This window comes from Sphingomonas sp. CFBP9019, assembly GCF_034045155.1.
Lineage (GTDB): Bacteria > Pseudomonadota > Alphaproteobacteria > Sphingomonadales > Sphingomonadaceae > Sphingomonas > Sphingomonas aerolata.
This window is the reverse complement of the sequence record NZ_JAXCWK010000002.1, coordinates 128430-146347: the sequence shown is the minus strand read 5'-3', so window position 1 is coordinate 146347 and position 17918 is coordinate 128430. Positions and strand designations below refer to the sequence as shown.

16 protein-coding genes are annotated in these 17918 nt (G+C 66.3%); 4 read left to right on the top strand and 12 right to left on the bottom strand.

Features of this window, described 5'->3' with window-relative positions:
• Positions 1-7 precede the first annotated feature (7 nt).
• Positions 8-1951, top strand: a complete 1944-nt coding sequence (locus SOM18_RS04725) for a CocE/NonD family hydrolase (protein WP_031439855.1) — start codon at positions 8-10, stop codon at positions 1949-1951.
• 122 nt (positions 1952-2073) lie between these two features.
• Here SOM18_RS04725 and SOM18_RS04720 read toward each other — a convergent pair whose 3' ends face one another.
• The 10 genes from SOM18_RS04720 to SOM18_RS04675 all read right to left on the bottom strand — a co-directional run bounded on the left by SOM18_RS04720 (position 2074) and on the right by SOM18_RS04675 (position 11650).
• Positions 2074-2928 carry a pirin family protein gene (locus SOM18_RS04720; RefSeq protein ID WP_320481401.1) on the bottom strand — a complete coding sequence of 285 codons (855 nt, stop codon included), beginning with the start codon at positions 2926-2928 and terminating at the stop codon, positions 2074-2076.
• 1 nt (position 2929) lies between these two features.
• Complete coding sequence (locus tag SOM18_RS04715; RefSeq protein WP_031441534.1) at positions 2930-3496, bottom strand: NADPH-dependent FMN reductase; 567 nt, start codon at positions 3494-3496, stop codon at positions 2930-2932.
• A 133-nt stretch (positions 3497-3629) separates the two neighbouring features.
• Positions 3630-4667, bottom strand: a complete 1038-nt coding sequence (locus SOM18_RS04710) for a spore photoproduct lyase family protein (protein ID WP_320481400.1) — start codon at positions 4665-4667, stop codon at positions 3630-3632.
• A 66-nt stretch (positions 4668-4733) separates the two neighbouring features.
• Positions 4734-5282 carry a response regulator transcription factor gene (locus SOM18_RS04705; RefSeq protein ID WP_197975339.1) on the bottom strand — a complete coding sequence of 183 codons (549 nt, stop codon included), beginning with the start codon at positions 5280-5282 and terminating at the stop codon, positions 4734-4736.
• The gene (locus SOM18_RS04700) at positions 5279-6589 is read right to left on the bottom strand and encodes an ATP-binding protein (RefSeq protein ID WP_042467562.1); all 1311 of its coding nucleotides are present in this window, start codon (positions 6587-6589) and stop codon (positions 5279-5281) included. Before SOM18_RS04700 ends, SOM18_RS04705 begins: the two co-directional genes overlap by 4 nt.
• A gap of 75 nt (positions 6590-6664) precedes the next feature.
• Positions 6665-7381 (bottom strand): SURF1 family protein, encoded by a 717-nt coding sequence (locus SOM18_RS04695; RefSeq protein ID WP_031441531.1) that lies wholly within the window; start codon positions 7379-7381, stop codon positions 6665-6667.
• The gene (gene cyoD, locus SOM18_RS04690; protein ID WP_031395868.1) at positions 7381-7782 is read right to left on the bottom strand and encodes a cytochrome o ubiquinol oxidase subunit IV; all 402 of its coding nucleotides are present in this window, start codon (positions 7780-7782) and stop codon (positions 7381-7383) included. Before cyoD ends, SOM18_RS04695 begins: the two co-directional genes overlap by 1 nt.
• Complete coding sequence (gene cyoC, locus SOM18_RS04685; protein WP_042467557.1) at positions 7779-8423, bottom strand: cytochrome o ubiquinol oxidase subunit III; 645 nt, start codon at positions 8421-8423, stop codon at positions 7779-7781. The genes cyoD and cyoC overlap by 4 nt, the downstream gene beginning before the upstream one ends.
• 4 nt (positions 8424-8427) lie before the next feature.
• Positions 8428-10428, bottom strand: a complete 2001-nt coding sequence (gene cyoB, locus SOM18_RS04680; RefSeq protein ID WP_031395866.1) for a cytochrome o ubiquinol oxidase subunit I — start codon at positions 10426-10428, stop codon at positions 8428-8430.
• 10 nt (positions 10429-10438) lie between these two features.
• Positions 10439-11650, bottom strand: coding sequence for a ubiquinol oxidase subunit II (locus tag SOM18_RS04675; RefSeq protein ID WP_042467556.1), 1212 nt, complete (start codon positions 11648-11650; stop codon positions 10439-10441).
• A 220-nt stretch (positions 11651-11870) separates the two neighbouring features.
• Here SOM18_RS04675 and SOM18_RS04670 point away from each other — a divergent pair, with 220 nt between their 5' ends.
• On the top strand, positions 11871-13199 hold the full coding sequence (locus SOM18_RS04670; protein WP_031395864.1) for an MFS transporter: 1329 nt from the start codon (positions 11871-11873) through the stop codon (positions 13197-13199).
• Positions 13200-13516: 317 nt separating this feature from the next.
• A complete protein-coding gene (locus tag SOM18_RS04665) occupies positions 13517-13897 on the top strand; it encodes a hypothetical protein (protein ID WP_031395863.1) in 381 nt (126 codons plus the stop codon).
• Between the two features lie 17 nt (positions 13898-13914).
• On the opposite strand, the gene glpK is transcribed toward SOM18_RS04665, so the two are convergent.
• Positions 13915-15408 (bottom strand): glycerol kinase GlpK, encoded by a 1494-nt coding sequence (gene glpK / locus SOM18_RS04660; protein ID WP_031441528.1) that lies wholly within the window; start codon positions 15406-15408, stop codon positions 13915-13917.
• A gap of 92 nt (positions 15409-15500) precedes the next feature.
• On the opposite strand from glpK, the gene SOM18_RS04655 reads away from it, so the two are divergent.
• The gene (locus tag SOM18_RS04655) at positions 15501-17081 is read left to right on the top strand and encodes a glycerol-3-phosphate dehydrogenase (RefSeq protein WP_320481399.1); all 1581 of its coding nucleotides are present in this window, start codon (positions 15501-15503) and stop codon (positions 17079-17081) included.
• Here the strand turns inward: SOM18_RS04655 and SOM18_RS04650 are convergent.
• On the bottom strand, positions 17057-17881 hold the full coding sequence (locus SOM18_RS04650; RefSeq protein ID WP_031441526.1) for a phosphoheptose isomerase: 825 nt from the start codon (positions 17879-17881) through the stop codon (positions 17057-17059). The genes SOM18_RS04655 and SOM18_RS04650 overlap by 25 nt on opposite strands.
• Positions 17882-17918 lie beyond the last annotated feature (37 nt).

Sequence of the window (17918 nt, the reverse complement as noted above, 5' to 3'; positions counted from 1 at the left end):
GCGTTTCATGACCCTCAAGCTCGTCCTTCTTGCCTCGATCGCGCTCGCCACCGTTTCGTCGGCGCAGGTGCCCCAGACTGTTTCTGACAAGACTGCCCCCGCCGGCGGCGATGTCCCCGCCAAGTTCGTCCCCGCCACCGCCAACCGCGACTACGTCAAGCGCGAGGTGATGGTCCCGATGCGCGACGGGACGAAGCTCTACACCGTCATCGTCTATCCCAAGGGGCTGGCCAACGCGCCGATCGTGCTGACGCGCACGCCGTATGACGCGAAGTCGCGCGCGACGCGGATGGACAGCCCAAGCATCCTCTCGACGCTGCCGCTTGCCGACGAGATGTTCGTCAAGGGCGGGTATATTCGCGTCTATCAGGACGTCCGCGGCAAATATGGCTCGGAGGGCGAGTATGTCGTCACGCGCCCGGTGATCGGCCCGCTCAACCCGACCAAGGTCGATCACGTCACCGACGCCTATGACACGATCGACTGGCTGGTGAACAAGGCGAACCTGCCCGAATCGAACGGCCGCGTTGGCATGATCGGGTCGTCCTATGAGGGCTTCACCGTCGTCATGGCGTTGCTCAACCCGCACCCCGCGCTCAAGGCCGCGGTGCCAGAAAGCCCGATGATCGACGGCTGGATGGGCGACGACTGGTTCCATTACGGCGCGTTCCGCCTCGCCAACATCGCCTGGCTCGGCGGCCAGACCGGCTACAAGGGCGCGGGCAAGGCGCCGCCGACCGGCGGCTATGACGATTACGAGAATTTCCGTCGCATCGGCTCGGCGGGCGACTGGGCCAAGGCGTCGGGATACGACCAGCTTCCCTATTGGCAGCGCATGGTCGCACATCCCGCCTATGACGGATTCTGGCAGGGCCAGGCGCTCGACAAGTTGCTCGCCGCCAACCCTTCGAACGTGCCGACGCTCTGGGAACAGGGGCTGTGGGATCAGGAGGACATGTACGGCGCGATCACCGCGTGGGAGGCGCTGAAGGCGAAGGGCAAGATGGGCAACAACCATCTCGTCATGGGTCCGTGGCGGCACAGCCAGGTCAATCGCGACGGCCGCAGCCTCGGCCCGTTCCAGTGGGACGGCGACACCGCGCAGCAGTTCCGCGAACAGATGGTGCTGCCGATGTTCGACCAGTATCTGAAGGACGGCCCCGCGGTCACGCTGCCCGCCGCCGCGATCTACAACACCGGCGAGAATCACTGGGACAGGCTGTCGACCTGGCCACTCGCCTGCGAGAGCGGCTGTGCCGCGCCTCTCAAGCCGATCTACCTCGGTGCCGAGGGCGGGCTGGGCTTCACCAAGGCCGCGAGCGGCGGCGACAGCTATGTCTCCGACCCCGCCAAGCCCGTCCCGCATCTGCCGCGCCCGGTCAATTTCGGCGACGGCCGCTGGGGCGACTGGCTGGTCAGCGACCAGCGCGGGGTGGATGGCCGCACCGACGTGATGACCTATACGACCGACGTACTGACGACCCCGGTCCGCGTGTCGGGCGCGCCGATCGCGGACATCTATGCCAAGACGACGGGGACCGATGCCGACTTCGTCGTCAAGGTGATCGACGTCTATCCCGACGAGGTCGCGAGCGATCCGAAGATGGGCGGCTATGAACTGCCGATCAGCCTCGACATCTTCCGCGGCCGCTACCGCGACAGCTTCGCCAAGCCGAGTGCGATTCCTGTCGGCAAGACGCAGCGCTACAAGTTCCGCCTGCCGACGGTGAACCACGTGTTCCAGCCGGGGCACCGGATCATGGTGCAGGTCCAGTCGAGCCTGTTCCCGCTCTACGACCGCAACCCGCAGACCTTCGTCCCCAACATCTTCCTTGCGAAGAAGGCGGACTACAAGAAGGCGACGGTAACGATCGAACGCGGCGGCGCGACGGCGAGCGCGGTGTGGCTGCCGGTGGTCGCGGTCGACCAGTCGGCCGTGCTGGCGAAGTAAGCCCCCCGCCCCACCACCGTCATTCCCGCGGAGGCGGGAACCCAGACTGGCTGGCCTCACGGCATTGTTAGCAAGGCCAGCCAGTCTGGATCCCCGCCTTCGCGGGGATGACGGGAAAGGACCTATGCGATAGCCGGCGCAGGCCCGAACAGCCCCGCCTGGTAATCGCGGATCGCCTCGCCGATCTCCTCGCGCGTCGTCATCACGAACGGCCCGTGCGCAACGACCGGCTCGTCGATCGTATCGGCATGGCCGAACACCAGCCGCACCGGGCCTGACGCCGCGACCTCGATCATGTCGCCATCCTGGTCGAACGTGACGAGGTGCCACGGCTCGACGACCGTCCCGCTGACCTCGGGCCGCCCCTCGATCACATAGAAGAATACGCTGCGACCGCGCGGTGCAGGCAGTGTCACCTTGCCCCCGGCCGCCAACTCGACCGTCATCATCGCGACTCCCGTCAGCGACTCAACCGGCCCCGCCTGCCCTTCAAACGTCCCCGCGATGACATTCACGACACCGCCGTCGACCGCGACCGCCGGAATATCCTCGCGCTGAAGCCCGGTATAGGCGGGCTTGGTCATCTTCAGCCGCCCCGGCAGGTTGACCCACAGCTGCAGGATCTCGAGCCGCCCGCCGTCGCGCTTGAACGACGCTGGCGAGATTTCCGCATGGATCAGCCCCGACCCCGCGGTCATCCACTGCACGCCGCCCGCCTGCATCACGCTTTCGTGCCCGCCGCTGTCGAGATGCGCCATTTCGCCGGTCAGGATGAAGCTGACCGTCTCGAACCCGCGATGCGGATGCGGCCCGAACGGCAGGCCGTTGTTACCGGGCGCATAGGTCTGCGGGCCATGATGGTTGAGGAACAGGAACGGATCGACCTGCGGCAACTGCGGCCCCGGCAGCGGGCGCCGCGTGACGAGATCGGCGATGTCGTCACGCTGGGCGGGATAGGTCCGCAGCACGCGCCGCATCTCAGTTCGCCTCGCGCACAGCCGAGGCCGGACGCGCGATCTCCGCCAGCAGGGCGTCGATACCGCTCAACAGAAACTCGAGCGTCGACTTGTCGCTCAGCCGCCCGTCGGCGATCTTCTCGTGCACCGCCCCGATCACCGACTGCGGCCGCAGCAGCGTGCGCGCGCCGATCGACGCCAGCGTCTCGTTCAGCTGCGCCTGCGCGCGCGCGCCGCCGACCGCACCGGGCGACGAGGTCAGTGTGAACACCGGCTTCCCCGTCAGCGTCGCCTTGCCGTAAGGCCGCGAAGCCCAGTCGAGCGCGTTTTTCAGCACGCCGGGCATGCCGTGATTATATTCGGGCGACGCGATCACGATCCCGTCCGCCTCGCCAATCGCGGCCCGCAGCGCGGCGACCGCCTCGGGTGGCGTGTCGGTATCGGCATCCTGATCGTACATCGGGATCGCGTTGAGCGGGAAGATCCGCAGTGTCGCCTTGTCCCCCAGCGCGTCGGCGAGCGAATTGAGGATCGCGGCGTTGAACGACTGGCGGCGCAGGCTGCCGGAAATACCGAGAAGGACGGGCATGCAGAAATCTCCTGTTGTCACGCGCGAGCGCCGGGCGACGGCGGCGCGCAAGATCTTGGTATCCAGATAGGCGACGGCACCGGCGCCCACCAGCGCAGGGTCGGCAACGCTGTGTTGCCCGGTTGGACGGCGATCAGGTCCAGTAGAGGATCCGCGCCTCGGGCAGGCGCGCCGCGATCTCGTCGGCAAAGAAGGCGCGCAACGCCCGCATCGTGTCCGCGTCATAGACATATTTGACCGAGCCGAACTTGGTGCGCTTCTCGGTGCGGTTCGCCATGCCGAGATCGAGCGAGGAGCCGGGATACCAAGTCTGGAGCACCGCCTTGGACCCGGGTGTGTAGCGATGCGTGATCAGCTCCATCGTGAGGTCCGGGATATCGCCGAGCACCTGTCCCGCCTGCGCAATCAGCTCGGCATAGGCGTCGCGCCATCCTTCGGCGGCAATGATCGGTGCGATCGTCAGCCCGACCTTGTACCCCGCATCCGCCATCCGGCGCAGCGCGACCAGCCGGGCCGCGACCGGACTCGTGCCGCCCTCGAACCGCGCATAGCCCGCCGGGTTGATCGAGGCGCGCATCCGCGTCCGCCCCGCGTGATCGAGCGCGAGCAGCGGCTCGACCGCGTCGAACTTCGTCGTGAAGCGCAGCTGCACGTCCGCCTCCCACGCGCCGAAATGCGCGATCAGCGCGGACAGCGACCCCGTGACGTGATCGATCGCGAGCGGATCGGTGTAACAGGACGCCTCGAACGTCGTGCCCTCGTGCGCGCGCGTGGCGGAGCGCGACGTGACCGTCCCCTGGCCGAGATGCGCGGGAAGCTCGGCAAGGATTTCCGGCAGGTTCGCATAGACCCGCGTGATCGGCGGCCCCTTCAGAGACCCCGCGAGATAGCAATAGCCGCAATGCGCAGGGCACCCTTCGGCCAGATCGATTCGCCAGTCGGCGCTCGGCGCGATCGGCTGCAACCGGCGTTTCGACGGCGGGGCGACGACGAGCGCCAGCGTCGCCTTCGCCTGTGCATATTGCTGCCGGGGATCGTCTGGCAGGTCGAGGCGAAGACGATCGCTGGGCAGGGTCGTCACCGCCACGTCCAGCGCCCGTGCGCGCGCGACGATCTGTTCACCATGGTCCCAGAGGAGCGACGACGGCGTCGCGAGGAGGCGCCGCGGCACCCAGAGGCGGGAGGAAGAGGGCGACACCATCGCACCATAACGCCCGCCCGACGACAAGCGTTGCGGCTATTTGACCGGCCGCTTCTCGAGTTTGCGCGCGAGCGTCCGCCGGTGCATCCCGAGCTGCCGCGCAGTCTCCGAGATGTTGAACCCGGTTTCCGCGAGCGTCGCGTGGATCCGCTCCCATTCGAGCGTCTTGATCGTCGCGCGGCGTTCGGTCACCGCGGTGTCGACCTTGCCCTCGGTCCGGTCGAACGCCGCCTCGATGTCGTCGGTGTTCGACGGCTTGACCAGATAATGCGAGGCGCCGAGCTTGATCGCCTCGACCGCGGTCGCGATGCTCGCAAAGCCGGTCAGAACGACGACGAGGATATCGGGGTCATGCGCGTGTAGCGTCTGGACACAGACCAGCCCCGACGCGCCGCCGAGCTTCAAGTCGACCACCGCATATTGCGGCACGTCGTCGGCGAGCAGCACGACCAGATCCTCATGGCTCGCCGCAAGCCGGACCGCATAGCCGCGCCGCTCGAACGAGCGTTTCAGTGTGCGCGCAAACGTCTCGTCGTCCTCGACTATCACGAGGCGCTTGACCGGGGGGATATCGGGCTCGCTCATTCGTCACGCTCCAGGGCGATCGCCGCCAGCGGCAGCATCAACGTCACTTCCGCACCACCCGTCTCGCGATTGGCGACCGCCACGCTGCCCCCCAGCTTGCGCATTGCATTGACCGCGAGGAACAGGCCGAGGCCATGGCCGGGATCGCGCTTGCTCGACTGATAGGGCTTGCCGAAGCTCGCCAGCTTGTCGCGCGTGAACCCCGGTCCGTGATCGCGGACGATCAACGCCAGATGATCGCCCGACCGCTCGCCCGAAAACCCGACCCAGGCGGGCGATGCTTCGGCGGCATTGTCGAGCACGTTGGCGATCACCTGCTTGAGCGCGGGATCCGAGACGATCAGCGGATCGTCGCCGAGCCGGCTGGTATAGTCGAACTCGACACCGGCGTGCAGCGCGCGCCAGTCCTCGACGATCGCGTCGAGGAAGACGTGGAGCGGCACGACCTCGGGCGCCTCGCCGCGCGCCTCGCCCGCCGCGAGCAGGATGTTGGTGACGATCGTCTTGCACCGCTGGACCTCGGCCTGCATCTCGCCGATCTCCTCGAGCATCCCGGCATCGGTGGCGAGCGCGGGCATCCGCTTCCAATCGTTGAGGATGACCGCTAGCGACGCGAGCGGCGTGCCGAGTTCGTGCGCGGCACCCGACGCGAGCAGGCCCATGCGGACGATATGATCCTCCTCCGCCGCCTGCTGGCGCAGATCCGCCAGATGCTCGTCACGGGCGCGCAGATTGCCCGTGATCCGCGTCATGAACAGTACCAGCAGCGTCGCGACGAGCAGGAAATTGAGCAGCGACCCGACCGTGTAGAGCGCGAAATACTCGCCCGCATAATCGGTCGGCAGGGCGAGCGGGCGATACCGGATCGTCAGCAGCGCGAAACACCCGCCCGTCACCCCGACGATCGCCCAGCTCGACCAGCGATCGAGCAGCACCGCGCCCAGCACGACCTGCAACAGGTACAGCGCGATGAACGGGTTGGTCGCGCCGCCACTGAGGTAGAGCTGGACGGTCAGCAATCCGACGTCGAGCAGCATCGCGAGCAGCAGCTGCGCATTCGCCCCGCGCTGCCAGCCATAGAGCCGCATGCTCGCGAGGTTGAGCGCGACCGACGCCGCCATCGCCATCAACATCGGCACCAGCGGCAGGTCGATCCCCAACAGGAAGCGGACCGTCAGCACGGTGACCAGCTGTCCCGCCACCGCGATCCAGCGCAGCGTGACCAGCTGCCGCATGTTCGCGTTGCCCGCGGCATCGGTATCCGCGCGCGCACGGCTGACCCAGGCCTGCCACCGCGAGGAATCCATCGCCAATCTCATCGTGTCGTGCGCCGTCACGCGGTCCATCTCTCCTGCGACGCGCTCAACGCGCGACGTCGCCGGTCAGCGCTTATCACGACGACGATCGTGGCGCACGAACACGACGAAGCCGATCACCGTCATCGCGGCGAGGCCGAACCATGTCAGCATGTAGACAAGATGATTGTTCGGAAACGCGATGACGGTCTGGCCGCCGACCGGTGCGCCGTCCCCGACCTTGTCCGCGTCGATGAAATAGGGCGCCGTGCGGCCAAGGCCGTGCGCACTGGCGATCGCAGCGACGTCACGCGAATACCAGTTGTCGGTCGCGGGATCATTCTTGCGCAGGAAGCCGCCACCAGGTTCGGTAATCCGTAGATAGCCCGTCACGGTGACCGTCCCGATCGGCCGCGCATAGGCGCCGCGCTGTTCGGGCGAGACATAGCCGCGGTTGACGAGAACATCGAAGCCCTGCGCGGTCCGCAGCGGCGTCATCACCCAGTATCCGCTGCCGAGCGCCGTGGCGGCGCGGACCAGCGTCGTGCGGTCATGCGCGAAGACGCCGCTCACCCGAATCCGGCGATACGCATCGCTGCTCGCCGTGATCGCTGGCCAGTATGCCGGGCCGGGTGGCGCGACCGGTGCGGCCTGCGACCGCGCGGCCACCTGCCGGATCAGGTCGAGCTTCCAGACACGCCGCTCGACCTGCCACACACCCAGCGCGCAGAACCCGGCGAACAGCAGCAGCGCGATGAAGCCCGCCACCCAGATCGCCGGCCGCGGCCGGGCATGCCCTGTCATCACATATCTACCGCGGCCTGCATCGGCATCATGTTGGTGTTCAGATGATACATGACCCAGATCGACCCGCTGAGCGTGATCACGACGAGGATGATCGTGAAGATCAGCGCCATCATCGTCCAGCCATTCTCGGACTTTCCGTTCATGTGCAGGAAGTAGATCATGTGGACGACGATCTGGATCACCGCGAACAGCATGATCACCAGTGCGGCGGTCGACGGATCCTTGAACGCGCCGGTCATCACGGCCCAGAACGGGATCGCGGTCAGGATGACCGAGAGGAAGAACCCCTTGAGGTAGCTCTTGCGCGTCCCGTGCGACGCGTGGTCGTCGCCATGCCCATGATCGTCATGGGCGTGGTCGGCATGCGCGTCGTGCGCGGTGGCGGGGCGGTCGGTCATCGCAGCGAACCCATCAGATAGACGAAGGTGAAGACGCCGATCCAGATGACGTCGAGGAAATGCCAGAACATGCTGAGGCACATCAAGCGGCGCTTGTTCGCGGCGATCAGGCCGTGCTTCTGCACCTGCACCATCAGCGTGACGAGCCAGATGAAGCCCATCGTCACGTGCAGGCCGTGCGTGCCGACCAGCGTGAAGAAGGACGACAGGAACGCGCTGCGCGTCGGACCCGCGCCCTCATGGATGAGGGTGGCGAACTCGTACATTTCGATCGACAGGAAGGCGAGGCCGAACAGCCCGGTAAAGGCCAGCCACATCTGCATGATGCGCTGACGCCCTTCCTCCATCGACAGCATCGCGAAACCATAGGTGATCGACGAGAACAGCAGCATCGCAGTGTTCACCGCGACGAGCGGCAGCTCGAAGATCTCCTTGGGCGTCGGTCCGCCGGCATAGCTGGTGCCGAGCACGCCGTAAGCCGCGAACAGCACCGCGAAGATGAGGCAATCGCTCATCAGGTACATCCAGAAGCCCAGCATCGTGCTGCTGCCCTCGGGATGGTGATGCTCTTCGAGCTGGTAGAACGAGAGGGGCTCACCCTTCTCGTCCAGACCGTCCTTCTTCAATGATACCGAAGACATCGCGTCAGGCTCCCTGGGTCGCGAGCATGCGGGTGCGCGCGTCCTCGCTGGCGATCACGTCCTCGACCGGGATGTAGAAGTCGCGCTTGTAGTTGAAGGTGTGGAAGATCGTCGTGGCGAAGATCCCGACCAGCGTCAGACCCGCGAGCCACCACATGTACCAGATCATCGCGAAGCCGAAGGCGATGCTGAGCACGCCCAGCACGACGCCGGTACCCGTGTTGCTCGGCATGTGGATCGCGCGGAAGCCGCTGACCGGCCGCTGATGCTTGCGGTCCTTCATGTCGTACCAGGCGTCCAGGTCATGGACGACGGGCGTGAACGCGAAGTTATAGTCAGGCGGCGGTGACGAGGTTGCCCATTCGAGCGTCCGGCCACCCCAGGGATCGCCGGTGTGATCGGCGAGCGCCTCGCGGTTGCGGATGCTGACGAAGATCTGGATCAGGAAGGCAGCGATGCCGACCGCGACCAGTGCTGCACCAAAGGCGGCGATGACGAACCAGATCTGCAGGTTCGGATCGTCGAAATAGCGCATGCGGCGAGTCACGCCCATCAGGCCAAGCACATAGAGCGGCATGAAGGCGAAGTAGAAGCCCGACACCCAGCACCAGAACGAGACCTTGCCCCACTTCTCGTCCAGCTTGAAGCCGAACGCCTTCGGGAACCAGTAGTTGATCCCTGCGAACATGCCGAACAGCGTGCCACCGATGATCACGTTATGGAAATGCGCGACCAGGAACAGCGAGTTGTGCAGGACGAAGTCGGCCGGCGGCACCGCGAGCAGGACGCCGGTCATACCGCCGATCGTGAAGGTCACCATGAAGGCGATCGTCCACATCATCGGCAATTCGAACCGGATCCGCCCCTTGTACATGGTGAACAGCCAGTTGAAGATCTTGGCCCCGGTCGGGATCGAGATGATCATCGTGGTGATGCCGAAGAACGAGTTGACGCTCGCCCCCGACCCCATGGTGAAGAAGTGGTGCAGCCAGACGAGATACGACAGGATCGTGATGACGAGCGTCGCATAGACCATCGAGCTGTAGCCGAAGAGGCGCTTGCCCGAGAAGGTCGAGGTGACTTCCGAGAAGATGCCGAATGCCGGCAGGACCAGGATGTAGACCTCGGGGTGACCCCAGATCCAGATCAGGTTGACGTACATCATCGGGTTGCCGCCCGCGTCGTTCGTGAAGAACGCGGTACCGATGTAACGGTCGAGCGACAGCATCGCGAGCACCGCGGTCAGCACCGGGAAGGCGGCGACGATCAGGATGTTGGTGCACAGCGCGGTCCAGGTGAAGATCGGCATCTTCATCATGCCCATGCCGGGCGCACGCATCTTGACGATGGTCGCGACCAGATTGACGCCGGACAGCAACGTTCCGATGCCCGCGATCTGGAGCGCCCAGATATAATAATCGACCCCGACATCAGGCGAATAGGCGATCCCCGACAGCGGCGGCATCGCGAGCCAGCCGGTCCGAGCGAACTCGCCGATGAACAGCGACATCATGACGATCACGGCACCCGCCGCGGTCATCCAGAAGCTGAAATTGTTCAGGAACGGGAAGGACACGTCGCGCGCACCGATCTGGAGCGGGACGACATAGTTCATCAGCCCCGTGACCATCGGCATTGCCACGAAGAAGATCATGATCACGCCGTGCGCGGTGAAGACCTGGTCATAGTGATGCGCGTTGAGATAGCCTTCGCTACCCCCGAACGCCATCGCCTGCTGCAGGCGCATCATGATCGCGTCAGAGAAGCCGCGCAGCAGCATGACGATCGCGAGGATCATGTACATGATCCCGATCTTCTTGTGGTCGACGCTGGTGAACCACTGGTTCCACAGATAGCCCCACACCTTGAAATAGGTGAGCGCGGCCAGCAGCGCGGCGCCGCCGATCGCCACCATGCCGAACGTCGCGACGACGATCGGTTCATGCAGCGGCAGCGATTCCAGCGTCAGTCGGCCGAAGATCGTCTTCAATATGGAGTCTGACATGAGCTTTTCTCTAGCCGTTCGCGACGGGGCGCGAGCCCGGCATGGTTGAGGGGGTCAGCATGGTGTGATTGCGGTTGGCAGGCGAGCCGGGCGCGGCGTTGGCGCCGTCGCGTTTTATGTCGGCTGGCGCAGACCAGTGTTTCCCGCTCCCCTTTTCGTCGCCGTCCTTCATCAAGCCGCCCTCGGGTCGGGGGCCGGCGTCCTGCGGCCCGCTGCCGCCATTGACGCCGGGCATCGCCATGCCGTCATGCGGGTTCTTGCCCATCATGTCCGACATGCACGGCTTGCCGGGCTTCACGCACTGCTCGACGATCGCCTTGAACAGCGAGCTCTCGACACCGCCGAAATAGCGGACCGGCACCTTCTCGCTCGGCTTTTCGAGCTGCATGTAGTTGGCACGGTTCAGACCGCCGCCGCCGTTGCGGACCTTCGCGACCCAGGCATCGAAGCCCGCGTCGGACACGCCGTGGAAGCGGAAGCGCATTCCCGAAAAGCCCGCGCCGCTATAGTTGGACGAGAAGCCCTCGTAATTGCCGGGCTTGTTGATCACCGCGTGCAGCGTCGTCTCCATCCCGGGCATGGTGTAGATCATGCCGGCGAGCGCGGGGATGTAGAAGGCGTTCATCACCGAGGACGAGGTCATCTTGAACCGCAGCGGACGATCGACCGGCGCGGCCAGTTCGTTGACCGTGGCGATGCCGTATTCGGGATAGATGAACAGCCATTTCCAGTCGAGCGCGACGACCTGGACGTCGAGCGGCTTGCCGCCCGTGATCGTCTGCTGGTTGCCCGCGAGCTGCCCCACCGGCGTGTTCTCGCCGATATCGCCGCTCTGCGCGGAGATGCGGCCGAGCGGACGATAGGGATCGAGCAGATGCGTGCTGGTCCAGGTCAATGCGCCGAGCGCGATGATGATCAGCAGCGGCACGCCCCAGATCAGCAGCTCGAGCCCGACCGAGTGATCCCAGGTCGGCTCGTACTTCGCGCTCTTGTTCGCCTGCCGGTAATGATAAGCGAAAAACAGCGTCAGCGCGATCACCGGGACGATGATGATGAGCATCAGCCCGGTGGAGATGAGGACCAGGTCACGCTGCTGCACCGCAATATCGCCAGATGGCGACATCACGACCCAGTTGCATCCACTGATCAACAGCGCGGGCAGCAGGGCTGCTGCGCGTAAGAGCCAGGATCGGGGCCTGGAATTCGATAGCTCGGCGGTCATGTACTCGCCCCTACGCCGCTGTTAGATCATTCCATAGTGGACAATTTGTCCAATGGGCGCCGCACTGCAGCAAAGGCATGGCGCTCATGATGCGACAGAGATAGGTCTCTCGGTGTGACTCCGAAAGGCCCTGCCCGCAGTCGACGAAAAGGCGTATGATCGGTGCGCCGTCCGAAAAGGCCATTGGGCGGCGAGCCGCCTCACGGAAGCGAGTTTGAGAATGAGTGCACACGCCGCATCGACGTCTTTCGAAGACGATGCCCGCGATCTTCACGATCACGGGAAAAAGGTGTCGCCGGGCGAGATCGCGATCGGCGTCGTCATCGGACGCACGTCCGAATTTTTCGACTTTTTCGTCTATGCGATCGCCTCGGTCATCGTCTTCCCGACGCTGGTCTTCCCCTATGTCGACCGGCTGCAGGGGACGATCTACTCGTTCGCGGTCTTCGCGCTCGCCTTCATCGCGCGCCCGCTCGGGTCGGTGATCTTCATTGCGGTCGATCGGCTCTATGGCCGCAGCGCCAAGCTGACGATCGCGCTGTTCCTGCTCGGCACGGCGACCGTGGCAATGGGCTTCCTCCCCGGCTATGCGCAGGTCGGCAACTGGTCGGTCGTGCTGCTGTCGATCCTGCGTATCGCGCAGGGCATCGCGCTCGCGGGCGCCTGGGATGGTCTCGCCTCGCTGCTCTCGCTCAACGCGCCCGAGGGTCGCCGCGGCTGGTACGCGATGCTGCCACAGCTCGGCGCGCCGTTCGGCCTGCTGGTGGCCAGCGGCCTGTTCGCCTTCTTCGTCGCGACGCTGCCTGCCGCCGACTTCATCGACTGGGGCTGGCGCTATCCGTTCTTCGTGGCCTTCGCGATCAACGTCGTCGCACTGTTCGCCCGCCTCCGCCTCGTCGTCACGCCCGAGTTCACCACCCTGTTCGAATCGCGTGCGCTACAGCCGGCGCCCGTGCTCGATACGATTCGCGCCGAAGGCCGCACCATCGTGCTCGGCGCCTTCGCCCCGCTCGCCAGCTTCGCGCTGTTCCATATGGTGACGGTGTTCCCACTGTCGTGGATCGTGCTGTTCACGCGCGAGACGCCAGGCCGGTTCCTGACGATCGAGGTGATCGGCGCGGCGATCGGCCTGTGCGCGACGCTCGTTTCCGGGCTGCTCGCCGATCGCATCGGTCGCCGCACGCTGCTCGGCAGCACCGCGGTGCTGATCGCGCTGTTCGCGATCGGTGCGCCGATGCTGCTCGACGGCGGCGCGACCGGTGAGTGGGTGTTCATGATCGTCGGCTTCGCGCTGTTCGGCCTGTCCTTCGGCCAGTCGTCGGGCTCGCTCGCGACCAGCCTCGGCAAGACGCACCGCTATACCGGGTCGGCGCTGACGACCGATCTGGCCTGGCTGTTCGGTGCGGGCTTCGCCCCGCTCGCCGCATTGCTGCTGTCGAGCAAGCTCGGCCTCGCGGCCAGCGGCGCCTATCTGTTCTCGGGTGCGGTCTGCACGCTGATCGCGCTTGGCGTGAACAAGGAACTGGCGAAGCGCGCCAACGAGGGCTGAGCTGACCGGCGGGCCGGCTTACAGCTGCCCGCCTATCCAGACTACACGACTGACGTCACCCGCCGCACCCGCGGCGGGTGACGTTACGGTTTTCAGGCCCGGTCGAAACCCTACCCGTCGGTACAAAAGGCGATTGACGCCCGCCTGCGCTTACTATACCGAGCGGTATCGAAGACGATCGGGGTCCAGGGATCCTGCTCCGGTCTTCACCTAACGATGATTTTGCTGCCGCCCCGAAGCGCTGCACCACAATTCGACCTGTTTCCCACGCGGCACCTTCGCCGCGTGCCCCTTTGTCCATCCGAAGAGACCCGACCATGGCCTATCTCGACCTCGACAACCTGTTCGCCGCCCCCGTCGCCAGCCGGCCGACGATCAGCGCCGCGCAGACCGAAGGCCGGGCCGGGTTCACGCAGCTCGAATGGCATGTCATCATGCTTGCGAAGCAAGACGGCCTGCGCAGCCTGGCGGTGCCGGGACGGCTGGACCGCGCGCTGCGGACGATCTTCGGCCTGTCCGAGCGCTCGCCGCTGGCCGACCCGCGGCTCGAGGCGCTGCGTCGGCTCTCGGTCCATGCGTGGCGCCACGGCTTCGCGCTGCCGGTCGCCGAGATCGAGCGGTTCCTCGCCGCCGGGTTCCATCGCGGCCAGATCGAAGTCCTGGTCCAGCGCGTGACGGGTCTGCGCGTCGCATCCTGAGGCGGCCCGGCCGATCGTCAGTCCGTACTGAGCGCCTTGCGTAACGCGGCGTGCCAGCCGGCGATCAGCGCGGCGCGGTCGTTCGTCGCCATGCGCGGCTCGAAACACGCCCCCCGCCGCCACGTCTGCGACAACGCATCGAGATCGGGCCAGACGCCGGTCGCCAGCCCCGCATGGAACGCTGCGCCAAGCGCGGTCGTCTCGAGATGCGTCGGCCGCTCGACCGGTGTCTCGAGCATGTCCGCGAGAAACTGACACAGCCAGTCGTTCGCCGCCATGCCGCCGTCGATCCTGAGCGTCGCGGGCGCCGCGCCGCCGTCCGCGACCATCGCCTGCGCCAGATCGAGCGTTTGATAGCCGACCGCCTCAAGCGCGGCGCGTGCGAGATGCGCGCCCGTCGCGCCCAGCGTCAGCCCGGTGATGAGCCCGCGCGCGTCGGGATCCCAGTGCGGCGCGCCCAGCCCGACAAAGGCGGGGACCATGTAGACGCCGTGGCTGTCGGGAACCTCGGTCGCCATGTCGTGCGTCTGGTGCGCGCTGGTGATCACGCCGAGCCCGTCGCGCAGCCACTTGACCGCCGCGCCGGCGACGAAGATCGATCCCTCCAGCGCATAGGTCATCTGCCCGTTCAGCCGATAGGCGGGCGTGGTCAGCAACCGGTGGTCGGACGCGATCGCCGTGTCACCGGTGTTGAGCAGCATGAAACATCCTGTTCCATAGGTCGACTTGACCATGCCGCGCGCGAAGCAGGCTTGGCCGAACAACGCCGCCTGCTGATCCCCCGCCATTCCCGCGATCGGAATCGGGACGTCGAACAACCCCGGTGCGGTCGTGCCGAACACATGGCTGTTGTCGTGCACCTCGGGCAGCACCGCCTGTGGCACGCGCAGCAATCTGCACAGCACATCGTCCCAGTCCTGCCGGCGAATGTCGTAGAGGAGCGTGCGCCCGGCATTGGTCACGTCGGTCGCATGCACCGCGCCGCCGGTGAGCCGCCACAGCAGAAAACAGTCGATCGTGCCAAAGGCGAGCTGCCCCTTGTCCGCGCGCGCACGCGCACCCGGCACGGTGTCGAGGATCCACGCGATCTTGGTCGCGGAGAAATAGGGATCGAGCAGCAAGCCGGTCTTGTCGCGGACCATCTGTTCCGCGCCCTCGGCCTTCAGGCTCTGACACACATCCGCGGTGCGGCGGTCCTGCCAGACGATCGCGGGGTAGATCGGCGTGCCCGTCGCGCGATCCCAGACGACGACGGTTTCGCGCTGGTTGGTGATGCCGATCGCCGCGATGTCGCGCGCGGGCACGCCGCCGCGCGCGATCGCCTCGCGCGCGGTCGCCAGCGTGTCGCGCCATATGTCCTCGGGGTCATGCTCGACCCAGCCGAGTCGCGGATAATGCTGCGCGAATTCGCGCTGCGCCGTCGCGACCGGTCTGGCCGTCGCATCGAACAGGATGCTGCGCGTCGATGTCGTACCCTGATCGATCGCGAGGACGTGCGTGGCTTGGCCCATGCGGCTCTCCTTTGCGACCGCTCTAGGCCGCCCCACCACCCCGCGTCGAGGCTAGCCACCGGTCGGCCCGCGGTGGTAAACGGGAGACGATGATGAAAACGCCCGCGAAATTCGACGTCGACCTGTTGATCGTCGGTGGCGGCATCAACGGCACCGGGATCGCGCGCGATGCCGCCGGGCGCGGACTGTCGGTCCTGCTGGTCGAGCAGGACGATCTGGCCAGCCATACCTCGTCGGCCAGCACCAAGCTGATCCATGGCGGGCTGCGCTATCTCGAATATGGCGAACTCCGGCTGGTGCGCGAGGCGCTGATCGAACGCGAGCGGCTGCTGGCGATCGCGCCGCACATCATCTGGCCGCTGCAGTTCGTCCTGCCGCAGACGCATTCGCCGCGTCCCGCCTGGATGGTCCGGCTCGGGCTGTTCCTCTACGACCATCTGGGCGGCCGCAAGATCCTGCCCGCGACGCGGACCGTGCGTCTCGACCGCGATCCGCTGGGCGACGGGCTGAAACCCGGCGCGACGCGCGCCTTCGTCTATTCGGATTGCTGGGTGGAGGACAGCCGGCTGGTCGTGCTCAACGCGCGCGATGCGGCCGAGCGCGGCGCGACGATCCTGACGCGCACCCGGCTGGTCGCGGCGACCCGACGGGACGGCGGCTGGTCCGCGACGATCGCCGATGCGCAGGGCGAGCGGACCGTCACCGCCCGCGTGCTCGTCAACGCGGCGGGACCCTGGGTCGCCGATGTCCTGGGCAAGATCCCCGATTCGCACCGCGACCGCGGGGTCCGGCTGATCAAGGGCAGCCACATCGTCGTCCCGCGCCTCTATGCGGGCGATCACGCCCTGCTGTTGCAGAACCCGGACAAGCGCGTCGTCTTCGCGATTCCCTATGAAGGTCGCTTCACGCTGATCGGCACCACCGACGAGGCCTGGCAGGGCGCCCCCGGCCCCGCGACGATCGACACCGCCGAGACCGCCTATCTGTGCGACACCATCGACCGGTATTTCCAGCGTGGCATCACCCCCGCCGACATCGTCTGGAGCTATTCGGGGATCCGCCCGCTCTACGACGATCACGCGGCCAGTGCGTCGGCGGTGACACGCGACTATGTGCTAGATCTCGACGCCGCGGAGGATCGCGCCGCGATGGTGAGCATCTTCGGCGGCAAGATCACGACCTATCGCAAGCTCGCCGAGCACGCGATGATCCAGCTTGCCCCCTTCTTCCCCGATCGAAACACGGACCTGACAAAAAGCTGGACCGCGACGGTTGCGCTGCCCGGTGGCGATCTGCCCGAGAGCGATTTCGACCGGTATCTCGAAGCGCTGATCCGGGCGTACCCCGACCAGCCGACTGAACTGCTGCGCCGACTCGGCCGCGCCTACGGGACGCGGGTGGACCGGATCCTCGGTGCAGCGCGGACGACCACCGAGCTTGGCGAGGATTTCGGCGCGGGGCTTCATGCCGCCGAGATCGACTATCTCGTCGATCGGGAATGGGCGCGGTCGGCGGCCGATATCCTCTATCGCCGCAGCAAGCTCGGGCTGCACGTACCCGCCGACGCCGCCGCACGAATCGACGCGTATCTGGCCGGTCGCATCGATGGGGCGGCGGGAGGCGCATCGCCCCCCGCCGCAGCGCCCGATCAGATCCGCGTGTCGCCCGCATAGGCGAACAGCAGGTCGGCGTCGGCGCTGGCCTCGATCCGCTCGGACCCGGTCACGGTCACGCATTCGCCCGCCTTGAACGCGACACCCGCGACGCTGCCTGATCCGGTGATCGGGATCAGCCAGGCGGTCCGCCCCTCGGGCAGGGTCACCGCATGCTCGCCACCGGTCCAGCGCTCGAGCACGAATTTGGGGCCTTCGACCTGGATCGTCCGACCTTCGGAGACGACGCCCGGCGACGTGATCGGCTGATAGGGCACCGGATCCGAGACCGCGATGCCGTCGTCGAGGTGCAGTTCGCGGTCGCTGCCATAATCGTAGAGTCGATAGGTGGTCTCCGAGTTCTGCTGCACCTCGATCACCGTCAGGCCGCCGCCGATCGCGTGGATCGTGTCGGAGGCGCAGTACATGAAATCGCCCGCCTTGACCGGCTTCCAGTAAAGCTTGTCCTCGATGGTGCCGTCGATCGCGGCCGCGCGCAGGTCGTCGCGCGACATCGGCGCCTTGGTACCGACGGCGATCGTCGAATCGGGTTCGGCGGCCAGCACCGTCCAGCATTCGTCCTTGCCCCGCGGCAGACCGCGCGCATGCGCCTGGTCGTCGTCGGGATGGACCTGCACCGACAACTTCTCGCTGGTGAACAGATATTTGATCAGCAGATCGGGGGTCGTGTCGCCGGGTTCCTGGAACCAGACCTCGCCGATCGCCGGCGCATCCGGGGCGGGATCGTCAAAGCCGGGCCACAGCGTGTGGCGTCCCCAGGGCTTCTCGACACGATGGGTGTGAAGCAGGGTGGCGGGCATCAAACGTTCCTTCTCAAGGCTGGCGGACTGGCGCGAC

What these genes read in the sequence shown, in the direction of transcription:
- SOM18_RS04670 (WP_031395864.1), top strand. Translation starts at nt 11,871, where the DNA reads ATGAGTGCACACGCCGCATCGACGTCTTTCGAAGACGATGCCCGCGAT.
- SOM18_RS04720 (WP_320481401.1), bottom strand. Translation starts at nt 2,928, where the DNA reads ATGCGGCGCGTGCTGCGGACCTATCCCGCCCAGCGTGACGACATCGCC.
- SOM18_RS04675 (WP_042467556.1), bottom strand. Translation starts at nt 11,650, where the DNA reads ATGACCGCCGAGCTATCGAATTCCAGGCCCCGATCCTGGCTCTTACGC.
- SOM18_RS04665 (WP_031395863.1), top strand. Translation starts at nt 13,517, where the DNA reads ATGGCCTATCTCGACCTCGACAACCTGTTCGCCGCCCCCGTCGCCAGC.
- SOM18_RS04650 (WP_031441526.1), bottom strand. Translation starts at nt 17,881, where the DNA reads ATGCCCGCCACCCTGCTTCACACCCATCGTGTCGAGAAGCCCTGGGGA.
- cyoB (WP_031395866.1), bottom strand. Translation starts at nt 10,428, where the DNA reads ATGTCAGACTCCATATTGAAGACGATCTTCGGCCGACTGACGCTGGAA.
- SOM18_RS04700 (WP_042467562.1), bottom strand. Translation starts at nt 6,589, where the DNA reads ATGGATTCCTCGCGGTGGCAGGCCTGGGTCAGCCGTGCGCGCGCGGAT.
- SOM18_RS04705 (WP_197975339.1), bottom strand. Translation starts at nt 5,282, where the DNA reads ATGAGCGAGCCCGATATCCCCCCGGTCAAGCGCCTCGTGATAGTCGAG.
- glpK (WP_031441528.1), bottom strand. Translation starts at nt 15,408, where the DNA reads ATGGGCCAAGCCACGCACGTCCTCGCGATCGATCAGGGTACGACATCG.
- SOM18_RS04715 (WP_031441534.1), bottom strand. Translation starts at nt 3,496, where the DNA reads ATGCCCGTCCTTCTCGGTATTTCCGGCAGCCTGCGCCGCCAGTCGTTC.
- SOM18_RS04655 (WP_320481399.1), top strand. Translation starts at nt 15,501, where the DNA reads ATGAAAACGCCCGCGAAATTCGACGTCGACCTGTTGATCGTCGGTGGC.
- cyoD (WP_031395868.1), bottom strand. Translation starts at nt 7,782, where the DNA reads ATGACCGACCGCCCCGCCACCGCGCACGACGCGCATGCCGACCACGCC.
- cyoC (WP_042467557.1), bottom strand. Translation starts at nt 8,423, where the DNA reads ATGTCTTCGGTATCATTGAAGAAGGACGGTCTGGACGAGAAGGGTGAG.
- SOM18_RS04725 (WP_031439855.1), top strand. Translation starts at nt 8, where the DNA reads ATGACCCTCAAGCTCGTCCTTCTTGCCTCGATCGCGCTCGCCACCGTT.
- SOM18_RS04695 (WP_031441531.1), bottom strand. Translation starts at nt 7,381, where the DNA reads ATGACAGGGCATGCCCGGCCGCGGCCGGCGATCTGGGTGGCGGGCTTC.